We start from the raw sequence: 24,573 nt of genomic DNA, 5'->3' as shown, positions 1-24,573 counted from the left end.
AATTCGCAAATAGGAAAAGGGCTGCGCAACGCGCAGCCCTTTCGGATCTTCAATCAGAATGTAGACGTTCTACTCCGCCGCGTGCGGCAGTTCCTCCTGTTGCGGAACCTTGGGCGGAGCGGGCTTCGGCATGGAAACGACCTTCGCAGCGGGACGTTCCTTTTCCTGCTCCGGATCGGTCCATTCCACATCCTGTTCCACATTCGGCTCTTCGCCTTCACCGCCGCCTGACGAAGTGGCGGCGACAGTCTCTGCCTTCTTCCCGGTCGACCAGTTCCAGACCGCCCAGAAGGCTCTGACCCACGTGCTCGGGACCGCAATCATGACCGGGATCATGACCAGCGTCAGGATCGTGGAGAAAGCGAGGCCGGAAATCACCGCCGTGGACAGCTGGATCCACCAGATCGCGGTGATACCACCCACTGCAACGGTCTGGGTAAAGAAGTCCAGGTTGACGGCGGTTGCCATCGGAACAAGTCCGACGATCGTCGTAACCGTTGTCAGCAGGATCGGACGGATACGCTGACCGGACGTCTTCAGGATTGCATCCAGCGGTTCGAAACCATCGTGGCGGAAGCGGTTATAGGTATCGATCAGAACGATGGCGTTGTTCACCACGATACCCGCAAGCGCCACAACCCCGGTGCCCGTCATGATGATCGAGAACTTTTGCCCCGTCAGCATCATGCCCAGAAGAACACCCATCACAGACATGACGACCGTCGAGAGGGTCAGGAACGTCTGGTAGAAGGAGTTGAACTGGGTCAGCAGGATCAGGAACATCAGGAACAGGGAGGCGACCATCGCCTTCATCAGGAATTCGCCCGATTCCTTCTGGTCCTCATCGGCACCACGGAACTGCAGGAAGACATTGTCAGGGAAGGTCTGAGCATCCAGCCATTCGTTCAGTTCCTGCACCTTGGCATCGACCGTGACCGGCTTGCCGTTTTCGTCCGTCGCACTCTGGTCGACAGTTGCTTTCACCATCATCGAATAGAGACCGTCGCGTCGTGTGATCGACGATACTTTCGGTTCCGGTGACCGGTCGATGAAGTTGGCAATCGGCACCAGGCCAAGAGGTGTCTGCAAGCGCAGCTGGTCGAACCGGTCGAGCGTACGCTCATCCGCTGGCAATCGGACGCGGATGTCGACTTCGTCTTCGGAGTCCGTCGGACGATACTTGCCGATCAGGACGCCGTTGGTGACAAGCTGAACCATATTACCGACGGAACCGATTCCAGCCTGATAGCGGCCGGCCTGTTCGCGGTCGATGGTAATCTGCCATTCGATGCCGGGCAGGGGACGTCCGTCTTCCTGGTCAAGCAGGTTTTCCATCTGGTCCAGATGGGTCCGGATACGCGCAACCTGTGCCACCATGGTGTCATAGTCTGTCGACTTGACCTCCAGCTGAATGTCCTTGCCGGTTGGCGGACCACCTTCGATCTTCCGGGTTTCAACCTTGATGCCCGGAATGTCAGCGGTTCGGTCGCGGATTTCGGCGAAGATATCGACCGCCTTGCGGCGGCAGCAATATTTTGCCAGTTCCAGCGACATTTCACCGATCACGTCACCCGGCTTGTCCTGGACCCCACCAATGAACTGCGGGCCGCTGCCGCCTCCCGGAGGAAAGGCAGAGGTAATGACATTCTGGATACCGGCAACCTGGAGAACTTCCTCCTCGACCTGCTCAACGATGGCAAGCGACTCGGCAGCAGACATGTTACCGCGCGCGGAAACCATGACCACGGCCTGATCCGGTTCCTCATCAACGAAGAACTCGACACCCGTAGGGTTCGACGCAAACGAAGTAAAGATCAGGCCGCAGGCCCCGAGAACCACAACGACCGTCAGAATATTGCCGATCGGATTGCCCGCCAGCAATTTCAGGTGACGCACATACAGACCAGTGAACCCGCCGACTGTACCCGCATCGAACTGAAGCTCTTCCGGCTTGTCGCTTTTGGCTCCACCGTTTCTGGTGCCGAATCCGAGCGCCTTGCGCATTCCGTCGAAAACATGCTCCAGCAGATGCACAAGCGGTGAAATCGTCTTGTAGGCCGCCCAGACGGCCACAATGCTCAAGCCGATGATCGTGAGGTAGAAACCAACGTCAAGCGCGATCGGGTGCGCGAACACTGCCAGCGGTGCAGCAAGTCCGGACAGGTAACCGAATACCGAACCGATCGTGTCGGTTATGATAGCCGGACGACTTGTTGCCAGGAAGAAGGCGAAATACGCCGCAAAGGCAACCGCCGCCATTTCGAACACCAGCGACACGAAGGTCACCGAACGATAGCGCTTGGTCGGCTTCTGGTTTTCAGCTTCAACCTGTTTGGCGGCACGTTCCCGGCGCCAGCGTACAAACGGGCGCAATACCATGAACGACGCGATGCCAACGACGGCAAACGCAAGAACCGCTGCCGGGATCGCAAGCGGAGACGCGGCCAGACTCGCACCGAACTCAGGAGATCCCGGTTGTGCGCCTGACATGACCAGAGCAGCAATGCCGCCCATGACCCCGAACATCAGTGCCAACACGCCAGCTGCATTCCGCTCAAGGAAATGAGTTGTCACGGCAAAGATGCCACCGGTCACCGGCAGGAATACCATGGCGGTCAGCAGCGCGGCCGTCAGGACGATGATGACCATGATCGGCAGGTAGCTCATGAACTCGCCGGCAACACCCGGCCACAACAGCATGGGCAGGAATGCAACAAGCGTGGTCGCGGTCGAGGAGACGATCGGCCAGAACATCAGTTTGGCGGCGCGAATGTAAGCCTCGCGGTCCTCCATGCCCTCATGCACCTTGCGGTCGGCATATTCGACCATGACGATTGCGCCATCGACGAGCATACCGACGGTCAGCACGAGACCGAACATCACCATGATGTTCACCGTGTAGCCCATGCCTGAAAGGATCAGGAAGCCGACCATGAACGAGGTTGGAATGGCAAGACCGACCAGCAGGGCTGAGCGAAGCCCAAGTGCTGCCAGAACCAGGATCATCACCAGGAAGATTGCCGTCATGATCGAAGACTGAAGCGATCCCAGAACCTCGAAGATGTTGGACGACATGTCGATCATGTAATCGACCTGGATCGTCTCCGGCCAGTCCTTGGACGCCTCGTCAACAACCGCGCGAATGGCAAGGTTGTTCTCGATGATGTTGGTACCGATACGCTTGGTGACGTCCAGAGCGATGGCCGGTTTGCCGTTCACACGCGTGTAGCTGTCCGCATCCTTGAACGTGCGGCGGATTTCCGCGACGTCGCTAAGGGTGACAACCCCTTCGCCGGATTGCTTGATCGGCAGGGAGTAGACATCAAGCGCGTTCTCGACAAGGCCGGGAACCTTGACGTTGAACCGGCCCTGACCGCCGTCGATATAACCGGCCGGAACCAGCTGGTTGTTGTTGGCAAGCGACGTCAGCAATTCCTGCTGGGTGATGGCGTAGGACTCGAGCTTTTCGGAATCGATCAGGACTTCAAGCAGTTCCTCACGATGCCCTTTAAGGTCCGCGGAGCGAACGGTGTCGATGGCCTCGACCTGGTCCTTCAGACGCCGTGCATGCTGGTAGAGCGTGCGTTCGGGAACGTTTCCGGAAAGCGCAATCGTGATGGTCGGAACGAGTGCGAAGTTGGTTTCCGTGATCGTCGGTTCTTCTGCATCGGCAGGAAGTTCACCCTTGGCCGCATCCACCTTGTCGCGAACATCGGCAAGCGCCTCGTCCTTGTCGAACGAAATGTCGAATTCAAGGACGATGCCCGCGTGACCTTCCGAGGCAATCGCGGTGATTTCCTTCAACCCGTCGAGACCGCGCAACTCCGTTTCCATCGGTCGGATGAGCAGGCGCTCGGCGTCTTCAGGAGAAATGCCCTGTTGTGCAATGGAGACATAGAACACCGGAACGTCGATGTCCGGGCTGTCTTCCTTTGGAATGTTGATATAGCTGAAAACCCCGGCGACCAGCAGCGCCAGCATAAGCACGAATACCGTCTTGGGACGCCGCAGGACGCCTTCGAGCATGTTTATCATTGGCTGACCTCAGCGGTTTCAAGAACGGGTTCCACGGTTTCGCCGTCGCCGACATATTCCTGGCCCACAACAATGACGGAGACCTTTTCGGGAAGTCCGCCAACCCAGAGACCGTCGTTTTCTCCACCCAGAACCTTCACCGGGTAAAAGGCAGTCTTGTTGTTTTCCTTGACGGCACGGATTCCGACTTGACCGTCGTCATTCAAGGTCAGGACGGCAGGCGAAATCTTGTGTGCCTTTTCAACCGGCAACGGCAGGCGTGTGACCGCCGTGACGCCATCACGTGCGCGGCCATCCGGATTCGGCAGCTCCACCTCGACGCGGAAGGTCCGGGTATCGGGGTTTGCGGACGGAGAGACGTAGCGAACCTTGCCTTGCAGCGTTTCGCCCGTCACCAGCTGCACATCGGCCGGCATGTCGAGAGAAATCTGGCCGATATTGAGTTCCGAGACCTGGCCGATTGCGATCATCGGGTCCGAATTCACGACGGTTGCGCAAATGCTGCCATTGGAAAGCTGTGCGCCGACTTCCGCCATCGGGCTTTCGATAACACCGTCAATCGGCGATCGGATGATTGTCCGTTCCAGTTCGAGCTCAGCTTCTTCTACGCGGGCTTTTGCCGCGTCGAGCAAAGCCTGTGTGGCGGCCGCGCGTGTCTGGGCGGTGAAGCCCTTGGTCGCAAGCTGCGTTGCCGCAGTGTGATCGAGTTCCGCCTGGGCGAGTGCCGCCTTTGCTTCAAGGATACGGGCCTCACGGGTGCCGGCGTCCAGCTCACAAAGAATGTCGCCGGCAGAAACGCGGGCACCTTCGCGTACAGGGCGTCTGACGACATCGTCCGTCGTTTCGGACCGCACAGCCACCTTGGCTTCGGCTTCGGTCCGTCCACGAACCTCGAGAACGGCCTGCCGGTCTTGCGCCGTCAGTTCCAGAACCTTCACGCGGAAGATACTGTCTGTCCCTTCTGCAACTCGATCTGCCGGTGGCGGCGTAGCGTTTTCACCGTTGCCGACACCACCGACAACGACGGTCCCACTTGACATCCAGATGCCGATACCTGCGGCAAGGCCTGCCGCCAAAATATATGAAAACTTCACGTGCATTCTTTCGTTACTCCGAAACTCAGGCTTACTCGGCCGCCGTGGCAACGGGCTTGGCGGCGTCTTCAGCAATCTTGATCAAGGCCTCACCGTGCTCTTCCAGATAGGCGAGGGTAAAATTCATGCAGGCAATGCCGTAATTCTGCGTCCAGCTGGAACCCGGGTGACGGCACTCTTCCTTTTGCTGGCTGCATTCGGTCAAAAGCCGTAGTTCTTCCTGAAGCTGCGCCTTGCGCCGCTCCAGCGCGCGCCGGATGACGTCAGGCGGCAGCTGGGCTGCGTTCAGTGCGATCAGAAGAAAGGGGGATTTGAAGGTGTCCTTCGCCTGCGGTTCGCACAGCGAACTGATGAATTCGGACCGGCCCGCTTCGGTTATCGAATAGACCTTCCTTGCAGGCTTTCCGGCCTGTGGCTCTTCCCGGACAGTCACGAGACCTTCCGACTCCAGCCTGGCAAGCGCCGGATAGATGGAGCCGAAGCTCGCGTCTTCGAAATAGCTGAACCGACCGTCAGTGGACTCCTTCCGGATCTCATAACCGGTCGCATCCCCGAAGGACAGTATCGCAAGGCACAAGCTGCGTACGCTCATTTGCTTCTCCGTGCACGGGAGCGTCCTCCCGGCGTGGCGGGCTTCCTGCAGGTTGTGGTTCTGGTCAGAACACCAAAACAAATCGCGGGAAGCTGCATATGTTGGCTCGATATATCGGTCTAATATATATCATTTCGGAAGTAATCAAGGGTGCGCCGCACAAAAACTGGGAAGGGTAAATAGAGTGTAAGCCCTGTCAGTTGGCTCGTGACTGCTCTATTTTACCAATTGTCGGACCGACCTAGAAAAGCCTGGGCTTCCCAGGGAACGGGCATGTAACGGATCGCTCGTCGAGCTAATTGTCGAATGAAAAGAAGGAGCTCCTTTTGATGAAATTGCCAAAGGACCCTTTGTTCAGACTGTTGCTGATCAACGGAATCGCCGGGGTTGCGGTTGCCGTGCTCGTACTTGCCGGCATTTTCTGGGCCAACATAGGAAATCTGCGAACTCTCGTGGTGAACGCGGAAGATCCCGTGCTCCCGGTCCTGATGTTGGGATTCGGCCTGGTGATCACGCTTGGTTCCGTGGTTATCGGGTCTGCCATCATGTTGCTTGGCGACAGTGGCAGGGGAGGTGGAACGCCCGGAAAGCCGTCCCGTATCGAGTGGAAAAAAGGTCTTCAGGCTCTTCCGGTGACAGCGGTCAGTAAGAGGCGCTCCCCGCGCTGAACGGGCTTTGCCGGTAGTAAAGTGGAAATTTCAGCGCATTCGCTCATTCAACGAACCCGCGATAAATGGCATTCGAGCTGATACTGCTCGCGTGATGCGGACCAGTGTCTGCAAAGAGAAGCATCGTCGCTGCGAGAACGAGAAGCAAAAATCCCGTCGCTGATAGCTTCATGTCTCCGGTCTTGTCAGTCACGCCGTTCTCCAATCCAGATAGCTGATGAATACCGCAAGGGACGCTAAAGCCGGCGTAACCGGGCAGTTAAAATTTTAGCAATTCATGTGATGAGAACCCCAGATGGCGGTGAATGTCTTAAATGAAGAAGTCTTCATTCGAGGCCTGGGAGGAACGTGTGATCGTTAACCATACTAGATAAAATACAACTTAAAACTGAAGAGTGGCGCTTGCATGCCCGCAGTGTATCGAATACCACCGTAAATGGATTAACGAATTGTTAACCTGTACTCGGGGTTGTGATGCGCTTTCTTGTCAGAAACTTGCACGTCATTGTATTTGCGCTCTTTTCCGTTCTCGCCGCGGTGTTGGTGTCCCATAACCCGCAGCAAACGGTAAAGATTGTGCGCCCTGTGGTTGAGGATGCCGTTGAGTTGCAAAAACTGGCGCAAGGGGCCTATCGAGAAATCAAGCAGGTCAGTTGGCGAGAAGTCTCGGACGAGGCGGTTTCGCTTTATGTCGCGACTTTGCGAATGCCGACGATGCTGTTCGAACGGCTTGCCGAACGATTGCAGGAAGTTGAGCGAAAAATGTCTCAACAGGCAAAAGACGACACTCTTGCGTCTTCTGACGAAAGTTTGCCTCTGCGCAGGGCCAGTTTCGACCCTGTCAGCTTCCCGGACACGAAGGACCGGTTCCAGGGTCTTACATCACCTTCCGCCGGTCCCCACCTATAGATCTTAAACCGAGGCCAGAGCCACAGAGATGCCCTGGCCGACGCCGATGCACATGGTTGCAAGGGCAAGTTTTCCGCCACGTTTTTTCAGCTCGAGTGCCGCAGAACCGGTAATCCGGGCTCCCGACATTCCCAGCGGATGACCAAGAGCGATTGCGCCGCCATTGGGGTTGATGTTTTCGCTGTCTTCAGCAAGGCCAAGGTCGCGCATCACCGCAACCGCCTGAGCCGCGAACGCTTCGTTCAATTCAATGACGTCGAACTCCGAAACGGCGACCCCAAGGCGGGCACAGAGTTTGCGCGTGGCTGGAGCAGGGCCAATACCCATAATCCTGGGAGGGACCCCGGCAGTCGCACCTCCCACAATTCGGGCAATCGGCTTCAGATTGTGCTTTTCGACCGCCGCCTCTGACGCAATCAGCAGAGCGGCAGCGCCGTCATTGACACCGGATGCATTGCCTGCGGTTACCGAGCCGCTTTCCCGGAAGGGCGTCTTGAGGCCGGCGAGAGATTCCAGCGTTGTTCCGGCACGTGGATGTTCATCCTTGTCGACCAGCATCGGGTCCCCTTTTCGCTTGGGGATCATGACGGGCACGATTTCTTCTGCCAGACGCCCGGAATCTTGCGCAACGGCTGCCCGTTGTTGGCTTCTGAGCGCAAACGCGTCCTGGTCCTCACGCGAAATGGAGAAATCTTCAGCAACATTTTCCGCCGTTTCCGGCATGGAATCTATGCCGTACTGGCTCTTCATCAGCGGGTTTACAAAGCGCCATCCGATTGTCGTGTCGAAAATCTCAGCGCTCCGGGAATAGGCAGCTTCAGCCTTGGGCATGACGAAGGGCGCACGTGACATGCTTTCAACGCCTCCCGCGATCGCCAGATCCATCTCACCGCTCTTGATCGCTCTTGCGGCAGTAATCACAGCGTCCATGCCAGATCCGCAAAGGCGGTTGAGTGTCAGTCCCGGAACGGTATCGGGCAAACCGGCGAGCAAGGAAGACATTCGCGCGACATTCCGATTGTCTTCACCTGCCTGATTGGCGCATCCGAAAAAGACATCATCTACCTCTGTCCAGTCGGTGTCGGGATTGCGTTCCATCAGAGCCTCGATCGGAATCGCACCCAAATCGTCTGCGCGCACGGAAGAAAGCATGCCGCCGAACCGGCCAATGGGAGTCCGGACGTAGTCGCAGATAAAGACGTGGTGCATAAACTTGTTCCTGATCGTTGCGCGCATCGCGGTAATTCAATGGACCAAAGGCTGTGATGTGCGCCAAGTCTTGCCGGAATTCCTGATGGAAGGCAAGGATGTGTCACATCTTTGGGGTGTCCGTTTGTCTTATTGTGATGTGTCCGCGTGGCGAAGAATGTCGTCTTCGTCGAGATAGGTTCCGGACTGCACTTCAATCATCCGAACCGGAATTTTTCCTGGATTGTGCAACGTGTGCTGCGCTCCAAGCGGGACGTAGGCTGACTGATTTTCGGTCAGCAGACTTTTCTCGCCGTTGATGGTGATTTCCACCGTTCCGGATACGACCACCCAATGCTCCGCCCTATGTAAATGGCTTTGCAGGCTGAGGCGTTTGCCGGGTTTGATCATCATGGACTGGACCGCAAAACGATCACCAGCGTTGATACGTTCGGTATATCCCCAGGGTTTGTAGGCACGTGGATGCCGGTCGACTTCGTCGCGGCCTTCCGACTTCAGCTGCTCGACAATCGTCTTGACGTCCTGGGTCCTGTCCTTGTGTGCAACCAGAACGCTGTCGCCTGTCGCAATGACCATGACATCCTGGAGGCCGATGACGGAAACCAGTCCCTGTTCCGCGTAGGCAAGGCAATCCTTGCTGCCCAGGAAACGCGCGTCGCCCAGACCGGAGTTGCCATTTTCATCCTTGTCCAGAACCGTCCAGATGGCCGACCAGGAGCCCAGGTCGTCCCAGTCCGGGGCCATCGGAGCACAAACCACATTCTGCGCCTTTTCCATGATGGCATAGTCGATGGAAATATTCTCCAAACGCTCAAATCCTGCCGTGTCGAGCCTTGTAAAGTCCAGGTCGCTGTGACGGGACTCCATGACAGCAACGATGTCCTGATAGAGTTTGGGCTGATGTTTCTTGAAAGCGTCGATCATGGCTTTCGCGCTATAGAGAAAAATGCCCGCATTCCACACATAGCCGCCGTCGCCGACAAAGGCTTGTGCCCTTGCGAGGTCAGGCTTTTCGACAAATGCGTCTACCTTTCGGACGGGCGCTTCACCGGCAGCGACCTTGATGTATCCATAGCCGGTATTCGGTTCGGTCGGGGTGATGCCGAAGGTCACGATGTCTCCGCCGCGCGCCGCGGCTTCTGCGGACCGGACGACATCCAGAAAAACGTCTTCCTTGCCGATGAGATGATCCGAAGGCAGCAGGAGGATCAGGGCGTCAGAGTCCGCTTCCGCAGCGATCAGGGCGGCCATGAGAGCCGGCGCAGCCGTGTTCCTGCCGACAGGTTCCAGCACAATGGAGTTGGCTTCGATGCCGAGCTCGGAGAGCTGTTCCCCGATGAGGAACCTGTGATTGTTGCCGCCGATCACGATCGGTGCACGGAAGCCCGATTGCTCGACCCTTTTGCAGGTTTTCTGAAAAAGGCTCATACCGTCAAACAGCGGCAGGAACTGTTTTGGCCTGTCGGTCCGGGAAAGTGGCCACAGTCTGGAACCTACACCACCAGATAGAATGCACGGAAAAATCATCGGACCGATCCTGAGTTCAGAGGTGAGATTGAAAGATTACTGCAACCACTAATGCTTTGGGACTGTTAAACATCGCTGAATCATGTTGCAAGCAGTAGGCTTGACGGCCACTTGTGTAATAATGTAACGCCAGAAATTGGCGCCACGGCACAGCAGGACAGGTTACTTCAATAATGACAGCTTCGAAAAACCAGCTGGTTCGATTGGACCGGGCAGGGGTCCGCAAAGGGGGCGACTGGCTTGTGCGGGGTGTCGACCTGTCTGTTTCCGAACGTGAGATCGTTACGCTCATCGGGCCGAATGGATCGGGTAAGTCGACAACCGCGAAGATGGCGCTTGGAATATTGAAGCCATCTGAAGGCAGCGCGTTTCGCCGCAGGGGATTGAAGGTCGGATATGTCCCTCAAAAACTCACGATTGACTGGACCTTGCCACTCAGCGTTGGCAGGTTTTTGAGGCTGACAAACCCGTTGTCGGATGCTGAATGCCGTCAGGCTTTGGCGCAAACAGGTGCCGAGCGGTTGCTCAATTCAGAAATGCGAACCTTGTCCGGTGGTGAAATGCAGCGCGTGATGCTCGCACGCGCGATTGCCAGGTCCCCAGACCTTTTGGTGTTGGATGAGCCTGTGCAGGGCGTGGATTATGCGGGTGAGATCGCGATCTACGACCTGATTTCCGAAATCCGTAATTCCCTGGGCTGCGGCATATTGATGATCTCGCACGATCTGCACGTTGTGATGGCTGCCGCCGACCAGGTGATCTGTCTGAACGGGCATGTGTGTTGCCGCGGAACACCCTCGGATGTGAGCAAGAGCGATCAATATCATGCGCTGTTTGGCGCACGCGCAGGAGCCGGGCTCGCGGTCTACGAACACCATCACGACCATGTTCATCTGCCTGATGGTCAGGTTCGTCATGCCGACGGAACGATTTGCTCAGAGTGTCCGGGAGAACACCATCATCACGCCCATGAAGATGAACCGGCAAGTACTGGCCGGAAAATACTGGAATAACCGATGCTCGATGATTTCTTTACCCGTGCGCTGGTCGCAGGTGTTGGCGTCGCGGTTGTGGCAGGTCCCCTGGGATGCTTCATTATCTGGCGGCGAATGGCCTATTTCGGCGACACGCTTTCCCATGCCGCACTGCTTGGTGTCGCGCTGTCGTTGCTGCTCGAAGTCAACACCACGCTGGCCGTCGGTGCGGTTTCCGTCGTGATTGCCGTGATGCTGTTGTCCTTGCGCCGCAGCGATACGTTGTCGTCCGATGCAATTCTGGGTCTGCTTTCCCACTCGGCCCTTGCGCTTGGTCTGGTCAGCCTTGCGTTCATGACCTGGGTACGTGTGGATCTTCTCGGATTGCTGTTCGGTGACATTCTGGCAGTCACCAAACTGGATATCGCGATGATCTATGTTGGAGGCGGACTTGTTCTGGCCGTGCTGGTGCTGGTCTGGCGCCGACTGTTCGCCGCGACCGTCAGCCCGGACCTGGCAGCAGGAGAGGGACTGAAACCGGAGCGGGCAGAACTGATCTTCATGCTTCTGACGGCTGTGGTCATTGCCATTTCCCTGAAGATCATCGGCGCCCTGCTTATCACTGCCTTGCTGATCATTCCTGCGGCGGCAGCGCGAAGGCTGTCGGCGACACCCGAGCAGATGGCCGTTTTAGCGGCAGTTGCCGGAGCAGCGTCCGTGGTTGCAGGTCTCTATTCGTCATTGAACTACGACACGCCTTCGGGCCCTTCCATCGTGGTTGCCGCGATGGTGCTTTTTATTGTCAGTCTTGTCCCCGGGGGGATTCTTGTGAGAAGGAATAGAGCAAAGATACGAGGAGACCGTTCGTGACAGCCCATGCACCGCATCCTGAATTGACGAAAAACCAGGCTCTGGTGTTTGGTTCCCTGTCGAATGCAGGAGGGCCGCTGACGGCCTATGCGATTCTCGACTTGTTGCGGGAAAACGGCTTTCGGGCACCATTGCAGGTGTATCGGGCGCTCGACAAACTGGTCGAATATGGAATGGTGCACCGCCTCGAAAGTCTGAACGCTTTTGTCGCATGCAGTCACAAGGGGTGCTCGGGGCATGGCACCGCAGCTTTCGCGATTTGCGAGAAATGCGGCGACGTCAACGAGTTCACCCCGGATGAAGCGATCGGCCTGCTGAAAAGTTGGACCGAGTCGCGCGGATTTCAGTTGTCCAGAACGACAATAGAGTTGCGTGGGACCTGCAAGAACTGCGCAACGACGAATTGACCGAGATCTTTCACGGTTAAGAAATCATCATATTTTCCAGCGTTCTACGTGTCGGTGGTTCACTGAAAGCCGAAGTGTGATGTCTTCAGGGCACGCGCTTTTGATGGCGTTGAATACAGCTGTTGCAGGTGACTTGAACGCCTCCTATGTTCCCGAAGCGGTTGAGATGAGAGGGCCGCAACGTCTGCAAGCCGCCTGTTCGGTTTGTGGGCGGGGAGAGGGAGAGCATGCATGGCTTTGTTGATTGCCGGACTGATTTTGTTTTTGGGTATCCACACTCTGCCGATGTTTTCGGCCGTACGCGGATCACTGGCTGAAAAACTCGGTGAAAACGGTTACAAGGGCTTCTTTACACTGGTGTCAGTGGTCGGCCTCGTTCTGATAATCTACGGGTATGGTGCTGCCCGCGCCGAAGGCCCTCCGCTCGTTTACGATCCTCCTTTCTGGTTGCGCCATGTCACCATGCTGTTGATGGTGCCGGTGTTCATCTTTCTTGTCGCCGCCTATGTGCCTTGCAAGATCCGGCGCGCGCTGAAACATCCGATGCTGGTTGCAATCAAGCTCTGGGCCTTTTCGCATTTGCTCGTAAATGGTGATCTGGCATCGGTGTTGTTGTTTGGCGGCTTTTTTGTATGGGCAATCGCAGATCGTATTTCGGTAAAGCGACGAGGGCCGGAAATGTCGCAGACGGCAAGTGCCGCGGCGGTGCCGGGAAAGTACTCGGATATCGGGGTGATTCTGGCCGGACTGGTCCTTTACGGTTTGTTCGTCTGGAAGCTGCACGTGCTTTTGATCGGTGTGCCGGTAGGGTAAACGACGATATGGGGCAAAAATCCCCCGGTTTTGTGTCTTTTCGTGTGTGTTTGCCCCACTTGCGCCACGAAGGGTGGCTTTAAGCCCGATCAGGGAATTGCCCGATACGTATCAAATGGATAATGTGCGCCACTCAAACAGGGGTGACGATCCGGCCCCGGTGCCGGAACGATAGAGTGAATGCAGGAACAAGACACGCATGTCTGACATTTTTCGTGAAGTCGATGAAGACATCCGCCAGGAGAAATACCGTCGGCTTTGGGATCGTTTCGGTCCATGGGTAATCGGCGTTGCGGTTTTGATCGTGATTGGCACGGGTGGTTATCGCGGTTGGCTCTATTGGCAGGAACAGCAGTCTCAAAGCGCCGGTGACAGGTTCTTTGAAGCGGTTCGCCTGTCCGAAGACCAGAACTACCAGGAAGCGGCAGCCATATATGGTGAGCTTGAAGGTTCTATCGGTGGCTATCCGGCTCTGGCAAAGTTGCGCCAGGCAACGGACCTGGCAAATGCCGGCAAAGGTGCTGAGGCGCTTGCAGAATTTGACGCCCTTTCCAATGACAGCAGCCAGATGGACGCATTGCGCGATGTCGCGGCGTTGCGCGCGGGCTATCTCGCTGTGGACCTTGAAGACTACACCGCAGTGGCAGACCGGGTTGAAAGGCTGACCGGGGACACAGGTCCGTTTCGGGCGGCCGCGCGTGAACTTCTTGCACTGAGCGCGTGGAAAAACGGTGACACCGCGACCGCCCAAAAGTGGATTACCGCGCTGGAAGAAGACCAGCAGACACCGGTAGACGTTAGCCGCAGAGTGACGCTGCTGGCTGATGTAATTCGCGCCGGCGAAGGCGGAGCGGCGACAGATGGCGAAGGAAGCAATCAGTGATTTTTGCGACAGTTTCTCCCGGCGCGCGAGGCATGTTTGGGGTCCTCGCGTTGTCTTTGGTCTTGACCGGGTGCGGATCGGTAAGTGAGTTCGCCAGCAACGTGAACCCTTTTGGCAACGAAAAGACGTTGCCGGGTGAGCGTCAGCCGGTGTTTGATGGAGCTGATCCTGCAACGGAAGCGCTTGGTTATACGGCCAAGGTTGGACCGGCAACCGGCGGGCAAACCTGGCCGACAGCTGGCGGCGGGTTGACGAACGACCCTGGAAATGTCGCGGTTTCGGTTTCCGGCAACAGGGCCTGGCGGTCTCAGGTAGGTTCTACCGGGCGGGGTCTCACATCAGCTGCGCTGCGTGTTTCAGCGCGGCCTGTGAGCGATGGCAGCCGGATTTATGTATATAAGCCCAATGGTGAAGTCGTCGCGCTGTCGACCGGAGGCGCCCGCCAGTGGACCCAGAACCTGCGCCCTGAAGGTGAGCGTGACATTGGCCCGGGAGGCGGTGTGACCGTCTCCGATGGAGTGGTCTACGCAGCGACCAGCTACCGCGAAGTTGCAGCCCTTGAGGCAGGATCCGGCCGCGTTATCTGGAAAGCGGATATCGACACACCGGCACGCGGAGCTCCCGTGGCTGGTTCGGGACATGTTTTTGTCGTGTCTCAGTCGAACGAAGTCTACGCCCTGTCTCAGTCCGACGGTTCGATTGCCTGGACCTATGCAGGCATTGAGGAAACGGCAGGGCTGTTGTCTGCCGCCAATCCGGCTATTTCCGGAAATCGTGTGATTGTCCCGTTCTCCTCCGGTGAAATCATGGCCATCAATATCAAGACCGGCGAGCCGGAATGGATTGATGGAGTATCGCGAGGTTTCAGAACACTTGCACTATCCGGCCTTGCTGATGTATCAGCCAGCCCTGTTGTCGCGGGCAACACGGTTTATGCCACTGGCGTGGCAGGACGCACCGTGGCCGTAGACACGCGTACAGGTCAGCGCCGCTGGGAGCAGGATCTGGGCAGTGTTCACACGCCTGTTGTTTCGGGCAGCGCAGTCTTCATGGTAGATCTGGATGACCGCATGGTCGCGCTGGATCAGAAGAACGGCGAAACGCTTTGGGCAACTTCGCTGCCGCGTCCGGAGAAAAAGAAGCGCCGCCGCAATTGGGCCGGACCGATTTTGGCCAATGGTACGCTTGTCGCTTTTTCCAGCGATGGCCAGATCGCAATGGTCGATGCCGCTTCCGGCAAGATCATGATGACGGAGCGGACCAACACGGATGTCTTCGTGACACCAATTGTTGCTGGCGGGCGCGTTGTTGTCCTTGCCGGTAACGACGGTGTTGCAGCGTTCAACTAGGTCGGGGACCTGGAGCAGCATCCATCGGATTGAGACGCAGGTGCGCTCAATCCGGTTGGATAATGTTGCTCAATCACATTATTAATGCGGACAAATCCGTCTCGTCAGGCAGGTGCTTCTGGCTCTGCCTGACGAGACTTTGTCATAGCTATCAAGGACAGGCCGCAGGCTGGCCTGCCTGTCAGGAGTAACTGCCGTGGGCGCAACTGTCGCCATTATCGGACGGCCGAATGTCGGCAAGTCCACCTTGTTCAATCGCCTGGTCGGAAAGCGGCTGGCGCTGGTTGACGATACTCCCGGTGTAACGCGCGACAGACGCCCCGGTGAGGCACGTCTTGGCGATCTGCGCTTTACGATCGTCGACACTGCAGGACTGGAGGAAGCGGACAAGAGCACTCTGGAAGGCCGCATGCGCCGACAGACAGAGGAAGCCATTGAAACCGCCGATGCCGTGTTGTTCATCATCGACGCTCGCGCCGGCGTAACTCCGCTCGACGCTCATTTTGCCGAAGTGGCGCGCAAGACCACTCGTCCGGTCATCCTTCTTGCCAACAAGGCAGAGGGGCGGGCGGGAGAAAGCGGACTTTACGAATCCTATTCACTCGGGCTTGGCGATCCGATTGCGATTTCCGCTGAGCATGGCGAAGGCCTTGCAGACCTTTACGACGCCCTGAAGCCTCACGTTGACCGTGTTGACGAAGAGGAAGAGGCCAGGCGTGAAGAAGCCATCACCAATGTCGATGTCGACGAGGATGGTGAAATCGTTGACGAGGAAGACCCGGCGGGTACGAAAGAACGTCCGCTGCGGGTTGCCATCGTCGGTCGACCCAATGCCGGAAAGTCGACTCTCATCAACAAGATGCTGGGTGAGGACCGGATGCTGACCGGCCCCGAGGCCGGGATCACACGCGATTCCATTTCAGTCGACTGGGAGTGGCGTGACCGCCATATCAAGCTTTTTGACACGGCCGGTATCCGCAAGAAGGCTCGCGTTCAGGAGAAACTGGAAAAGCTTTCCGTCGCCGATGCCTTGCGCGCCATCAAGTTTGCCGAAGTTGTCGTGGTGACGCTGGATGCCACTATGTCCTTCGAGAAGCAGGACCTGCAGATCATCGACCTGGTTGCACGCGAGGGCCGGGCACTTGTCATCGCGATCAACAAGTGGGACCTGATTGAGGACAGGGAAGCGGCGTGGAAGAAAATCCGCGACGCCAACGAGCGCTATTTCAATCAGATCCGTGGGGTACAGATTGCGACTCTGTCCGGCATTCAGGGGCAGGGAATCGACCGTCTGGTCGGGAGCATCTTCACGGCGTATGAGGCCTGGAATTCGCGTGTGTCCACTTCGAAACTGAACCGCTGGCTTGATCGGGTGACGGTGAACCATCCGCCACCGGCCGTTGCCGGTCGCAGGGTTCGCTTGCGGTACATGACACAGCCCAAGACCAGGCCACCGCATTTTGTGGCTTTTTGCTCCCGTCCGGAGCAGTTGCCTGAAAGCTATACGCGCTATCTCGTCAACTCGTTGCGCGAGACCTTCAATATTCAGGGTACGCCAATTCGCTTGACCTACCGAAAGGGTGAAAACCCCTATGCGGTAAAGAAAAAACGCAAGATTCAATAACCGATTTCCGGTCGATAGAGGGCTGCGACTGGAAGTATGCCTGCTCCCAGCCCATATCGACTGCGCTGTTTCTGTCCCTAGAGGAGATGATTTATGGTTTCCGAACGGCTCGCTTTCGCGGAAGAACTGGCTCAAAAGGCCGGTGAACTCGGTCTGGAGTATTTTCAAAAACTGGACACTCTGACAATCACGCAGAAGGGCCACCAGGACCTTGTCTCCGAAGCCGATCAGAACGTGGAAACGCTCATTCGCAAGGAACTCGCCGAGCAATATCCGGAAGACGGTATTCTTGGCGAAGAACATGGCATGGAGGAAGGGTCCTCGGGCTATACCTGGGTGACTGACCCGATCGACGGCACGGCCAATTTTGTTGCGGGCATTCCGCAATGGTGCGTGATCATCGCGTGCGTTCACCAGGGACAGGTTATCGTCGGTGTTATCCACGACCCGGTTTCCAGGGAAACGTTTACCGCAGCTGCCGGGCACGGTGCATTCTTGAATGGCAAGCCGATCAAGGCCTCCGACAGCCAGAGCCTGAAAAACGGTTCAGTCGGCGTTGGTTTCAACGGACGCACCGCTGTGACCGATGCGGTCAATGCCGTCGGTGCGCTGGTTTCCAAGGGTGGGGTATTCTTCCGCAATGCTTCCGGCGGGCTGATGTTGGCCTATGCCGCAGCAGGCCGGTTGATCGGATATGTGGAGTCCCACATGAATGCCTGGGATTGCCTGGCAGGCATGTTGATCACCAAAGAAGCCGGCGGCGAGATCCTGGAGCAGGACATCAATCACGCGCTTTACCATGGCGCGCGCGTCGTCGTTGGCGCTCCTGGCGTCTTCGACGATATCAAGGACATTGCCGAAAGCTCATTCGCACCATTTGAAACGGCCTGACTGTGAACGCCGCCGGACAGGACACGGACGCGTCCTGTCCGGTTGAGCATTATTGGGTCAGCTGACTGACGATATCAGGTGCCGTAATCTTGTCATCGGCTGCAAGCATGATCGCCTTCGACAGGATCACAGACAGTCTCGTATCCCCCTCGAATGGCAGCGGTACTTTGCTCCCTTTGGTCTCTGGCGCCTTTATGATGCAGAGGAAGCGGTTGCCGGGGTCCATCTGGATATTCGAAGACTTCAGGTGGATCCTGTAGGTGTTGAGTTTGCCCTGAACGTGCAGGAAATTGCCCTCGACCCTGGCTACTTTGCCAATTTTCAAGCGGGGCAGTAGGCTTTCGAGAGTGCGCTTCCGGGTCTCCGCGAACGAGTCCAGATCCCCAAAGGCAAATGAATCCCAGTATTCGCGTGCCTCCGGCGTTGGGCCCTGATCGTACCACGCAGGATCGTTGCCAACGCTTGCAACGCCGACAAACAAATCCGCATCGCGCATGGTTTCGGAAAACAGCCTGGCGGGTACGCCTTCCAGCGGAACCGGTTCGCCTTCCGTGCCGAAAAAGCGCAGCTGATCTGTCGCCACATAAGTGAACATGCCGGCATCGTTCAAAAAATCTTCCGTGGACTCGTCGGCGTGCATCAGGAACTCCGCTTTCAATGGCGAAGTGGAAAAGTCCCGTGTGGTGAACTGGGAGCGGTCGGAATAGGTGAAACTGCCCAGAAGCTTGTAGGCCCAGTTGCGCTTCGCCATCAGGCTGGACAGCTGATGCTGTTTGACAATGTGGGCTGCCATGCGGTTCGAATAGACGCTGGTTTCGCGTTCTGCATCCGTAAGGGTATAGACTTCCCGGTGGGCCTGTTTGAACGGCTGGGCGATGCCAAGGACCTCAAGGCGCTTCTGCCAGGCTTCCCTGTCCGTGATATCGTAGTCGACAGGATGCCATAGCCGTACCGTCGTTCCAGATTCTGTCGAAACCTCGCGGCCGGTCACGTCCTGCCACGTACCTTCGTGATATATTGCAGAGGTCGTCGTCGAGCCGGTCTTCAAGTCCCAGATGAGTTTGCGCGTCAGCACGCAGACAAGGCCGTGGTGAATATAAAACTGCTCAATGTCGGCGAGTGGCCAGCTGAGTTCCTCCGCAAAGAGCCGATCCATCAGGTCTCTCTGGGCAGAAAGCGACTTCTTCATCGCATCCAGATCGCCCTTTACCATCTTGTAGTGCGTCTTCAAATCGGCATCGCTGGTAACGGCGCTTGGCTTGGATTTCTGTGGTGTACCGTCCGGCTTCAGCCAGGTTTGCGTCACCTCACCAGGACCGGGCACTGATATGCGCAGGCTGTAATCCGCGAACGGAACAGTCTTGCTGCCTTCAACCAGCCCGAAATCGGCAAGGGAGCGTTCTCGCAATTGCAGAGGTGTGAGGCCGGCTTCGACTGCCTTGGCGGCGACGATATCCTCGATCTTCTTGCGCATGCTTTTTTGCTTGATGGCCGTGGTGAGCTGGGCCAGTCGTGTCGTCGCGACAGCCCCTTTCGCCTCGGCCAGATAGGAAAGGCAGGCATTTGCAATTGCCTGCGAGGCCGCGCCCGCGCCGGGTTGGGTCTTCATGGCCCTGACCGAAAGATCTGCAATCAGGTTCACCGTGGCCGGGTCTTGCAGATCCGAGCACATCCACACCAGCCCCTTGATAAGGTTGCTATTGTCTTCAGTGAAGACCGGCTCGTCAGCATCCTTTGCCTTGGCCTTCAATGCCAGATGCAGCCAGCGGCACAGCAGTTCAGCAAATTGGTCGGCACCTGTCGCTTCGAGCAGCTTTCCGGTCGCAGCGGTGAATTTTTTGGTTGGTTTGCTTCCTTTCGCGCTCGCGGCATGCCGGATGAGCCGATTGCAGGTCGGGGCCGTGCTGCGGTCTGCACTGCGCAGGTCGTTGAGCAGGTGAGGACCGAAATCGTCTATCCGGTTCAAGTACCAGTCACCGAGAAGGTTTCCGCGGAAAGGCAGCTCTTCTTCTCTGAGACCCGTGCTGGCGACAAGCAGCGTGGTTATGCGTTCTGCCACGGGATCAAATTCCGGCCCGCAATCGAGCTGGTGTCGCTTGAAATAGTCTTCATCGCTGTCTTGAGCGAAATAGAGAATGTCCAGGAGCCATGACAGGGATTGTTCGGATGGAGTATGGCTCTTTGATTGCCTGTTGACGATTCTGAAAATACGCACGAAGGGCACATCGCAGAGCACGAAATTGTCGTCGGTTTCTGCCGCTTCATTGTCTCTGTGCAGTTTGAAGATGTGGTAGGCCCAACCGATCAGTTCATCGATGGGGATGGGTTCATTCCACTTCAGCACTTCGGAAAAGAACAGTTCCTCGCGGAAATCATAATCCTCTGGTAGCTGCGCGAGTTTTTCTGCCGGATAGATGTCGCTTATCAGCCGCTCATACAGGAACCTGGCAAAGGCGATGCGCGTATCGGACGATGCTTTGGTGAAGTTCTCCCATGTCGCGCTATGCTGAGGCGAGAAGTCCTGGTTTTGGCTTTTGCGCGCCGCCTCCATTTCGGACACGACCGTTTGCATGAGCGCATCGTAGTCGACATCATTGAATTGGTTGTCGAATTCAGCATGAGGCATATTTGTACTCTTGATTATAGCTATCTCGGAGTGCCCGATTGTCGATGGTCAGGCACGGAAAAAACGGCTCGGTTGAGCGATGGGAGGGCTGCATTCAGCCGCCAACCAACGGAGTGAGTTGAACGAAGGTCACCACGCTACCGGAAGTCAGATGCACTTCTTCCTCCAGGTCCTCGACCTGGGTTTCATCAACAAGCAAAAGGAAGCCGTTGGTCTCAAAAGACTCAAGCGCGCGCTGGATTTGAGGGGCCACGGATTCGGCAGCGGTGTCCAGAAGTGCCCGGAATCTCGCTTGCTCAGCCTCGCTCAAAGCGTCGAGCCCGAGCAGGCGAGACGCCATCCTGACTGGCAAACGATTGTCGCATTCGGCGCGCACGCGTTCTGCAATCAGCTCTCTCGCCGTAACAACGGACGAAGAGAAGGGCAGGACAGCGTCAACCACGACCGTCTGGGGCAGGTCTGCGTCCCTGAAGACAATTTTCAAATCTTTATCGGTCGTGCCGACCATGGGCGTTATGCCTTTGAGTTTTCTGGCGCCACCCTGCACCTGAAACCCCCGACCGGCTAAGCATAAAAACCCTGGTCGAAATTCGCAATGGTATCCGAGACAAGGTGCTTGTTTTCAGCAGAAATTTTTCGAACGATCATACATGCTGATCGACCAAAATCGGGTTACCGTCCGGATCCGTCAGCATGAAACTTGCCGGACCGGTGGTACTCTCGTCTGCTTCTGAAACGAAGGTGTAGCCCTTCGCTTTCAGTTTTTTCTGCAGCTCCCGGATATCTTCAAAATCGTCAAGCTTCTGGGCACCTTGATCCCAACCGGGATTGAAAGTCAGCATGTTCTTGTCGAACATGCCTTCAAAGAGGCCGATGACGGTCTCTCCGTTTTTCAGGATCGCCCACTTGTCGGACCCGGAGCCTCCCAGATCGGAAAAGCCGAGACCTTTGTAGAATTCTATCGATTTTTCAATGTCCTTGACCGTCAGGCTGACGGAAAATGCGCCGAGCTTCATGAAATGTCCTCCCTGGCCGTTGAAAAGAGCCCGTGCGAGGGTGTCAAAGACCGAGGTAAGGTGCAAGGTGCTCACGGCTTTCATCGGTGAAGTGAAACGTGTCCCATCCCAGAGCGGCCGCAGCTCTCGTGTTTGCTTCACTGTCATCGATCAGGAGGATGTTCTGCGGAGGCAGGCGCAACGAGTCGCTCACATGAGCGAAGAACTCCGGGGCCGGTTTTACCAGTCCCATTCTTCCCGCCGCAAAGACCTCGCTTACTCTGTCACTGTACCCGGCATCTCGTTCGATATAGGTGGCGCGGCGGTGTTCGTTATTGGTTGCGATAACCTGGACAATGCCGAGACGGTTCAACCTGTCCATGATGCCGCCCGTGAGCGGGTCTGACAGGTCGTCCTTAACGAACCAGTAGTCCAGAACAGCCCCGGCATCGATGCTGCTGTGGTTCAGATCCAGCCATGACTGGACATGCTCCAGAAGATCGCGTTTTCCGGCAATCACGTCGATGAAACGGCTGTCGAACACGCCATCCTGAAAGGCTTGGGCGGGAATGCCGAGATCTTCCTCGATCGTATCTGACCAGACAAAACGGCCATCAACGACGTTTCGATTGAGCACCCCGTCAAAGTCCCAGGCGATTGCCTTGATATTGCTGCGCATCGATTTCGCCTTGTTCCGTGTTTGCGTGCCCGCAATCCGGAGGTGACGATCCGAAGTGATGCGGGCCCCTAGTAGGTCATCCACTCCCGGCTGCAGCGGTCGTAGAGCTTGCCGGTTTCCAGAACGTCCGGTTTGGTCAGCTCAACGAGATCAGCTGCAATTGTCTCGGGCGACGGGAGATTTTCAGCTACCTCTCCAGGCATCGCCTTTGCCCGCAATCCTGTGCGAGTCGGGCCGGGATCGGCAAGGTTGATCTTCATCGAGGTCTGAAGGCTTTCTTGCGCCCACGTTCTTGCCATGGCTTCGACAGCTGCCTTGCTGACCGATTGGAGACCCCAGAAGGCCGTGCAGGTTTGCGCCTGAACGGAAGTCAGGAAGAGCGCTCGTCCGGCATCGGATTGGCGCAACAGGGGATCCAGCGACCGGATCAGGCGCCAGTTTGCCGTCACGTTGACAGCCATGACCTTCTCGAAATCCTTTGGGCTGATATGCCCGAGGGGCGACAGCACGCCCAGCATACCGGCGTTGCCGACCAGTATGTCGAGTTTCTTCCAGCGTTCGAATATGGCTGCACCCAATCTGTCCAACGCGTCGAAGTCAGTCAGGTCGAGCGGCACAAGCGTGGTCTGGCCGCCAGCTGCGGTGACCTCGTCATCCAGTTCTTCCAGGCCGCCGACAGTGCGGGCGAGGGCGATGACATGTGCACCGCGCTTACCGAGCTGTTTTGCGATCTGGTAGCCAATACCACGGGAGGCGCCGGTCACAAGGGCGACCCGGCCTTCAAAATCTTTTTGCATCTTGGGTCTCTGAGAGCGCTTTAGCCAACCTCCACCAGACGCGGTGCGCTGACGAAATCCTGATCTTCAGACAGGTCCGTCAGTGGCGTCGGATAGTCGCCGGTAAATCCATGATCGGTAAATTGCGGGTTTTCGTTGTCGCGGCCCTCATATCCCATGGACTTGTACATGCCGTCCACGGACAGAAACGCCAGACTGTCGGCCCCGATGTAGGAGCGCATTTCCTCCAGGCTGTATTTCGCTGCAAGGAGTTTCTCGCGCACCGGCGTGTCGATGCCGTAGTAGTCGGAATACTTGATTGGCGGGCTCGCCAGGCGGAAGTGCACTTCCTTGGCACCGGCTTCGCGGATCATCTGGACGATCTTTACGGAAGTGGTGCCGCGCACAAGGCTGTCGTCGACAAGGACGACGCGCTTTCCTTCGATCTGCGACCGGTTGGCCGAGTGTTTCATTTTGACGCCGAGCGCGCGGATCTGCTGCGTCGGCTCGATGAAGGTTCGCCCGACATAGTGATTCCTGATGATTCCCAGTTCGAACGGAATGTTGCATTCCTGGCTGTAGCCGATGGCCGCAGGTACGCCGCTGTCGGGAACCGGAACGATCACATCTGCATCGACATGGGTCTCACGGGCGAGTTGCTTGCCCATCTCGCGGCGTACGTCATAGACGCTGCGGCCACCCACGATGGAGTCAGGACGGGAGAAATAGATGTATTCGAAGATACAGGGGCGAGCCGGCTGCTTGCCGAACGGGAAGTAGGACTGGATGCCGGTCGAGGTGCAGACGATGACTTCGCCGTTCTCTACTTCACGGATGAATTTCGCACCAATGATGTCGAGTGCACAAGTTTCAGAGGCGAGGATCGGGGCACCGTTCAGATCACCGAGAACCAGCGGACGAATACCGCGCGGATCGCGGGCACCGATCAGCTTCTTCGAAGTCAGCGCAACCAGCGAGTAGGCGCCTTCCATCTGGGTGATGGCATCGATGAAACGGTCCACGATCTTGCCCTTGCGGGACCGGGCAACGAGCTGCAGAACAACTTCGGAGTCGGAAGTCGACTGACAGATCGCACCGTCGCGGATCAGTTGGTGGCGCAAGGTGAGGGCGTTTGTGAAATTGCCGTTGTGGCACACGGCAATACCGCCGCCATCCAGTTCAGCAAAGAGTGGCTGTACGTTCCGCAGGATTGTTTCGCCGGTCGTCGAATAGCGCACGTGGCCGACAGCAGCCCTGCCTGTCAGGCGGCCAATTGTATCTGCATCCGAGAAATGGTCTCCCACAAGACCCAGGTGCCGCTCCGCACGAAACTGGTCATTGTCGAAGGTGACGATGCCTGCAGCCTCCTGGCCGCGATGCTGCAACGCATGCAGCCCGAGAGCCGTCAGTGCGCTTGCGTCCTCGTGCCCCAGAATACCAAACACGCCGCATTCTTCGCGCAGGGTGTCCGCATCCCAATCAAACGGCTCATGCACCTCGGTTCCGCCAGTCATGGCGAACACTCCTTTTTCTGGCCGGCTGAAACCGGCCCTGGTCTTGAGATCAACCTGCTAACCTGCGGAAGCGCCTGCAAACAGATGTGTTGATCGATCGAAGATGTAAGAACATCGCCGTTGCCGCCATCTGGCCGA

Annotated in this window: 22 protein-coding genes; 11 read left to right on the top strand and 11 right to left on the bottom strand. The window is 57.0% G+C overall.

Annotated features, from left to right (window positions below; all coding sequences use genetic code 11):
• Positions 1-69: 69 nt before the first annotated feature.
• The 3 genes from ABLQ08_RS01410 to ABLQ08_RS01400 are packed head-to-tail and all read right to left on the bottom strand — an operon-like array spanning position 70 to position 5,721.
• Complete coding sequence (locus tag ABLQ08_RS01410) at positions 70-4,035, bottom strand: efflux RND transporter permease subunit (RefSeq protein WP_352938611.1); 3,966 nt, start codon at positions 4,033-4,035, stop codon at positions 70-72.
• Positions 4,032-5,135 (bottom strand): efflux RND transporter periplasmic adaptor subunit, encoded by a 1,104-nt coding sequence (locus ABLQ08_RS01405; RefSeq protein ID WP_352938609.1) that lies wholly within the window; start codon positions 5,133-5,135, stop codon positions 4,032-4,034. Before ABLQ08_RS01405 ends, ABLQ08_RS01410 begins: the two co-directional genes overlap by 4 nt.
• A 25-nt stretch (positions 5,136-5,160) precedes the next feature.
• A complete protein-coding gene (locus ABLQ08_RS01400) occupies positions 5,161-5,721 on the bottom strand; it encodes a helix-turn-helix transcriptional regulator (protein WP_352938607.1) in 561 nt (186 codons plus the stop codon).
• A gap of 329 nt (positions 5,722-6,050) precedes the next feature.
• On the opposite strand from ABLQ08_RS01400, the gene ABLQ08_RS01395 reads away from it, so the two are divergent.
• On the top strand, positions 6,051-6,389 hold the full coding sequence (locus ABLQ08_RS01395; RefSeq protein WP_352938605.1) for a hypothetical protein: 339 nt from the start codon (positions 6,051-6,053) through the stop codon (positions 6,387-6,389).
• Between the two features lie 43 nt (positions 6,390-6,432).
• Here ABLQ08_RS01395 and ABLQ08_RS01390 read toward each other — a convergent pair whose 3' ends face one another.
• The gene (locus tag ABLQ08_RS01390) at positions 6,433-6,582 is read right to left on the bottom strand and encodes a hypothetical protein (RefSeq protein ID WP_352938603.1); all 150 of its coding nucleotides are present in this window, start codon (positions 6,580-6,582) and stop codon (positions 6,433-6,435) included.
• A gap of 281 nt (positions 6,583-6,863) precedes the next feature.
• On the opposite strand from ABLQ08_RS01390, the gene ABLQ08_RS01385 reads away from it, so the two are divergent.
• The gene (locus ABLQ08_RS01385; protein ID WP_352938600.1) at positions 6,864-7,298 is read left to right on the top strand and encodes a hypothetical protein; all 435 of its coding nucleotides are present in this window, start codon (positions 6,864-6,866) and stop codon (positions 7,296-7,298) included.
• A gap of 3 nt (positions 7,299-7,301) precedes the next feature.
• Here the strand turns inward: ABLQ08_RS01385 and pcaF are convergent, their stop codons facing one another.
• Together pcaF and ABLQ08_RS01375 are read right to left on the bottom strand one after the other, a co-directional pair.
• Positions 7,302-8,507, bottom strand: coding sequence for a 3-oxoadipyl-CoA thiolase (gene pcaF / locus ABLQ08_RS01380; RefSeq protein ID WP_352938598.1), 1,206 nt, complete (start codon positions 8,505-8,507; stop codon positions 7,302-7,304).
• A gap of 129 nt (positions 8,508-8,636) precedes the next feature.
• A complete protein-coding gene (locus ABLQ08_RS01375; RefSeq protein ID WP_352938595.1) occupies positions 8,637-10,034 on the bottom strand; it encodes a mannose-1-phosphate guanylyltransferase/mannose-6-phosphate isomerase in 1,398 nt (465 codons plus the stop codon).
• Between the two features lie 173 nt (positions 10,035-10,207).
• Between ABLQ08_RS01375 and ABLQ08_RS01370 the strand changes: the two genes are divergently transcribed.
• From ABLQ08_RS01370 to ABLQ08_RS01335, 8 genes are all read left to right on the top strand, one after another.
• Positions 10,208-11,047 (top strand): metal ABC transporter ATP-binding protein, encoded by an 840-nt coding sequence (locus tag ABLQ08_RS01370; protein WP_352938593.1) that lies wholly within the window; start codon positions 10,208-10,210, stop codon positions 11,045-11,047.
• 3 nt (positions 11,048-11,050) lie between these two features.
• Positions 11,051-11,878 carry a metal ABC transporter permease gene (locus tag ABLQ08_RS01365; RefSeq protein ID WP_352938591.1) on the top strand — a complete coding sequence of 276 codons (828 nt, stop codon included), beginning with the start codon at positions 11,051-11,053 and terminating at the stop codon, positions 11,876-11,878.
• On the top strand, positions 11,875-12,285 hold the full coding sequence (locus tag ABLQ08_RS01360) for a Fur family transcriptional regulator (RefSeq protein WP_352938589.1): 411 nt from the start codon (positions 11,875-11,877) through the stop codon (positions 12,283-12,285). Before ABLQ08_RS01365 ends, ABLQ08_RS01360 begins: the two co-directional genes overlap by 4 nt.
• A 231-nt stretch (positions 12,286-12,516) precedes the next feature.
• Positions 12,517-13,098, top strand: coding sequence for an NnrU family protein (locus tag ABLQ08_RS01355; RefSeq protein WP_352938586.1), 582 nt, complete (start codon positions 12,517-12,519; stop codon positions 13,096-13,098).
• A gap of 199 nt (positions 13,099-13,297) precedes the next feature.
• Positions 13,298-13,981, top strand: coding sequence for a tetratricopeptide repeat protein (locus ABLQ08_RS01350; protein WP_352938583.1), 684 nt, complete (start codon positions 13,298-13,300; stop codon positions 13,979-13,981).
• Positions 13,978-15,330, top strand: a complete 1,353-nt coding sequence (locus ABLQ08_RS01345; RefSeq protein ID WP_352938580.1) for a PQQ-binding-like beta-propeller repeat protein — start codon at positions 13,978-13,980, stop codon at positions 15,328-15,330. Before ABLQ08_RS01350 ends, ABLQ08_RS01345 begins: the two co-directional genes overlap by 4 nt.
• A 196-nt stretch (positions 15,331-15,526) precedes the next feature.
• The gene (der, locus tag ABLQ08_RS01340; RefSeq protein ID WP_352938577.1) at positions 15,527-16,954 is read left to right on the top strand and encodes a ribosome biogenesis GTPase Der; all 1,428 of its coding nucleotides are present in this window, start codon (positions 15,527-15,529) and stop codon (positions 16,952-16,954) included.
• A gap of 93 nt (positions 16,955-17,047) precedes the next feature.
• Positions 17,048-17,845: an inositol monophosphatase family protein gene (locus tag ABLQ08_RS01335; RefSeq protein ID WP_352938575.1), complete on the top strand. Its 798-nt coding sequence runs from the start codon at positions 17,048-17,050 to the stop codon at positions 17,843-17,845.
• 49 nt (positions 17,846-17,894) lie between these two features.
• Here ABLQ08_RS01335 and ABLQ08_RS01330 read toward each other — a convergent pair whose 3' ends face one another.
• Positions 17,895-20,471, bottom strand: coding sequence for a DUF4132 domain-containing protein (locus tag ABLQ08_RS01330; protein WP_352938572.1), 2,577 nt, complete (start codon positions 20,469-20,471; stop codon positions 17,895-17,897).
• Positions 20,472-20,622: 151 nt separating this feature from the next.
• On the opposite strand from ABLQ08_RS01330, the gene ABLQ08_RS01325 reads away from it, so the two are divergent.
• Complete coding sequence (locus tag ABLQ08_RS01325; protein WP_352938569.1) at positions 20,623-21,039, top strand: hypothetical protein; 417 nt, start codon at positions 20,623-20,625, stop codon at positions 21,037-21,039.
• 76 nt (positions 21,040-21,115) lie between these two features.
• On the opposite strand, the gene ABLQ08_RS01320 is transcribed toward ABLQ08_RS01325, so the two are convergent.
• The 4 genes from ABLQ08_RS01320 to purF all read right to left on the bottom strand — a co-directional run bounded on the left by ABLQ08_RS01320 (position 21,116) and on the right by purF (position 24,435).
• Positions 21,116-21,487: a VOC family protein gene (locus tag ABLQ08_RS01320; RefSeq protein ID WP_352938568.1), complete on the bottom strand. Its 372-nt coding sequence runs from the start codon at positions 21,485-21,487 to the stop codon at positions 21,116-21,118.
• Positions 21,488-21,530: 43 nt separating this feature from the next.
• Positions 21,531-22,145 (bottom strand): HAD family hydrolase, encoded by a 615-nt coding sequence (locus ABLQ08_RS01315; RefSeq protein ID WP_352938565.1) that lies wholly within the window; start codon positions 22,143-22,145, stop codon positions 21,531-21,533.
• Between the two features lie 68 nt (positions 22,146-22,213).
• A complete protein-coding gene (locus ABLQ08_RS01310; protein ID WP_352938562.1) occupies positions 22,214-22,942 on the bottom strand; it encodes an SDR family NAD(P)-dependent oxidoreductase in 729 nt (242 codons plus the stop codon).
• A gap of 20 nt (positions 22,943-22,962) precedes the next feature.
• Positions 22,963-24,435: an amidophosphoribosyltransferase gene (gene purF / locus ABLQ08_RS01305; RefSeq protein WP_352938560.1), complete on the bottom strand. Its 1,473-nt coding sequence runs from the start codon at positions 24,433-24,435 to the stop codon at positions 22,963-22,965.
• Between the last annotated feature and the right edge of the window lie 138 nt (positions 24,436-24,573).

This window comes from Roseibium sp. SCP14, from assembly GCF_040329475.1.
Taxonomy (GTDB): Bacteria; Pseudomonadota; Alphaproteobacteria; order Rhizobiales; family Stappiaceae; genus Roseibium.
This window is presented reverse-complemented; position numbering and strand designations above follow the sequence as displayed.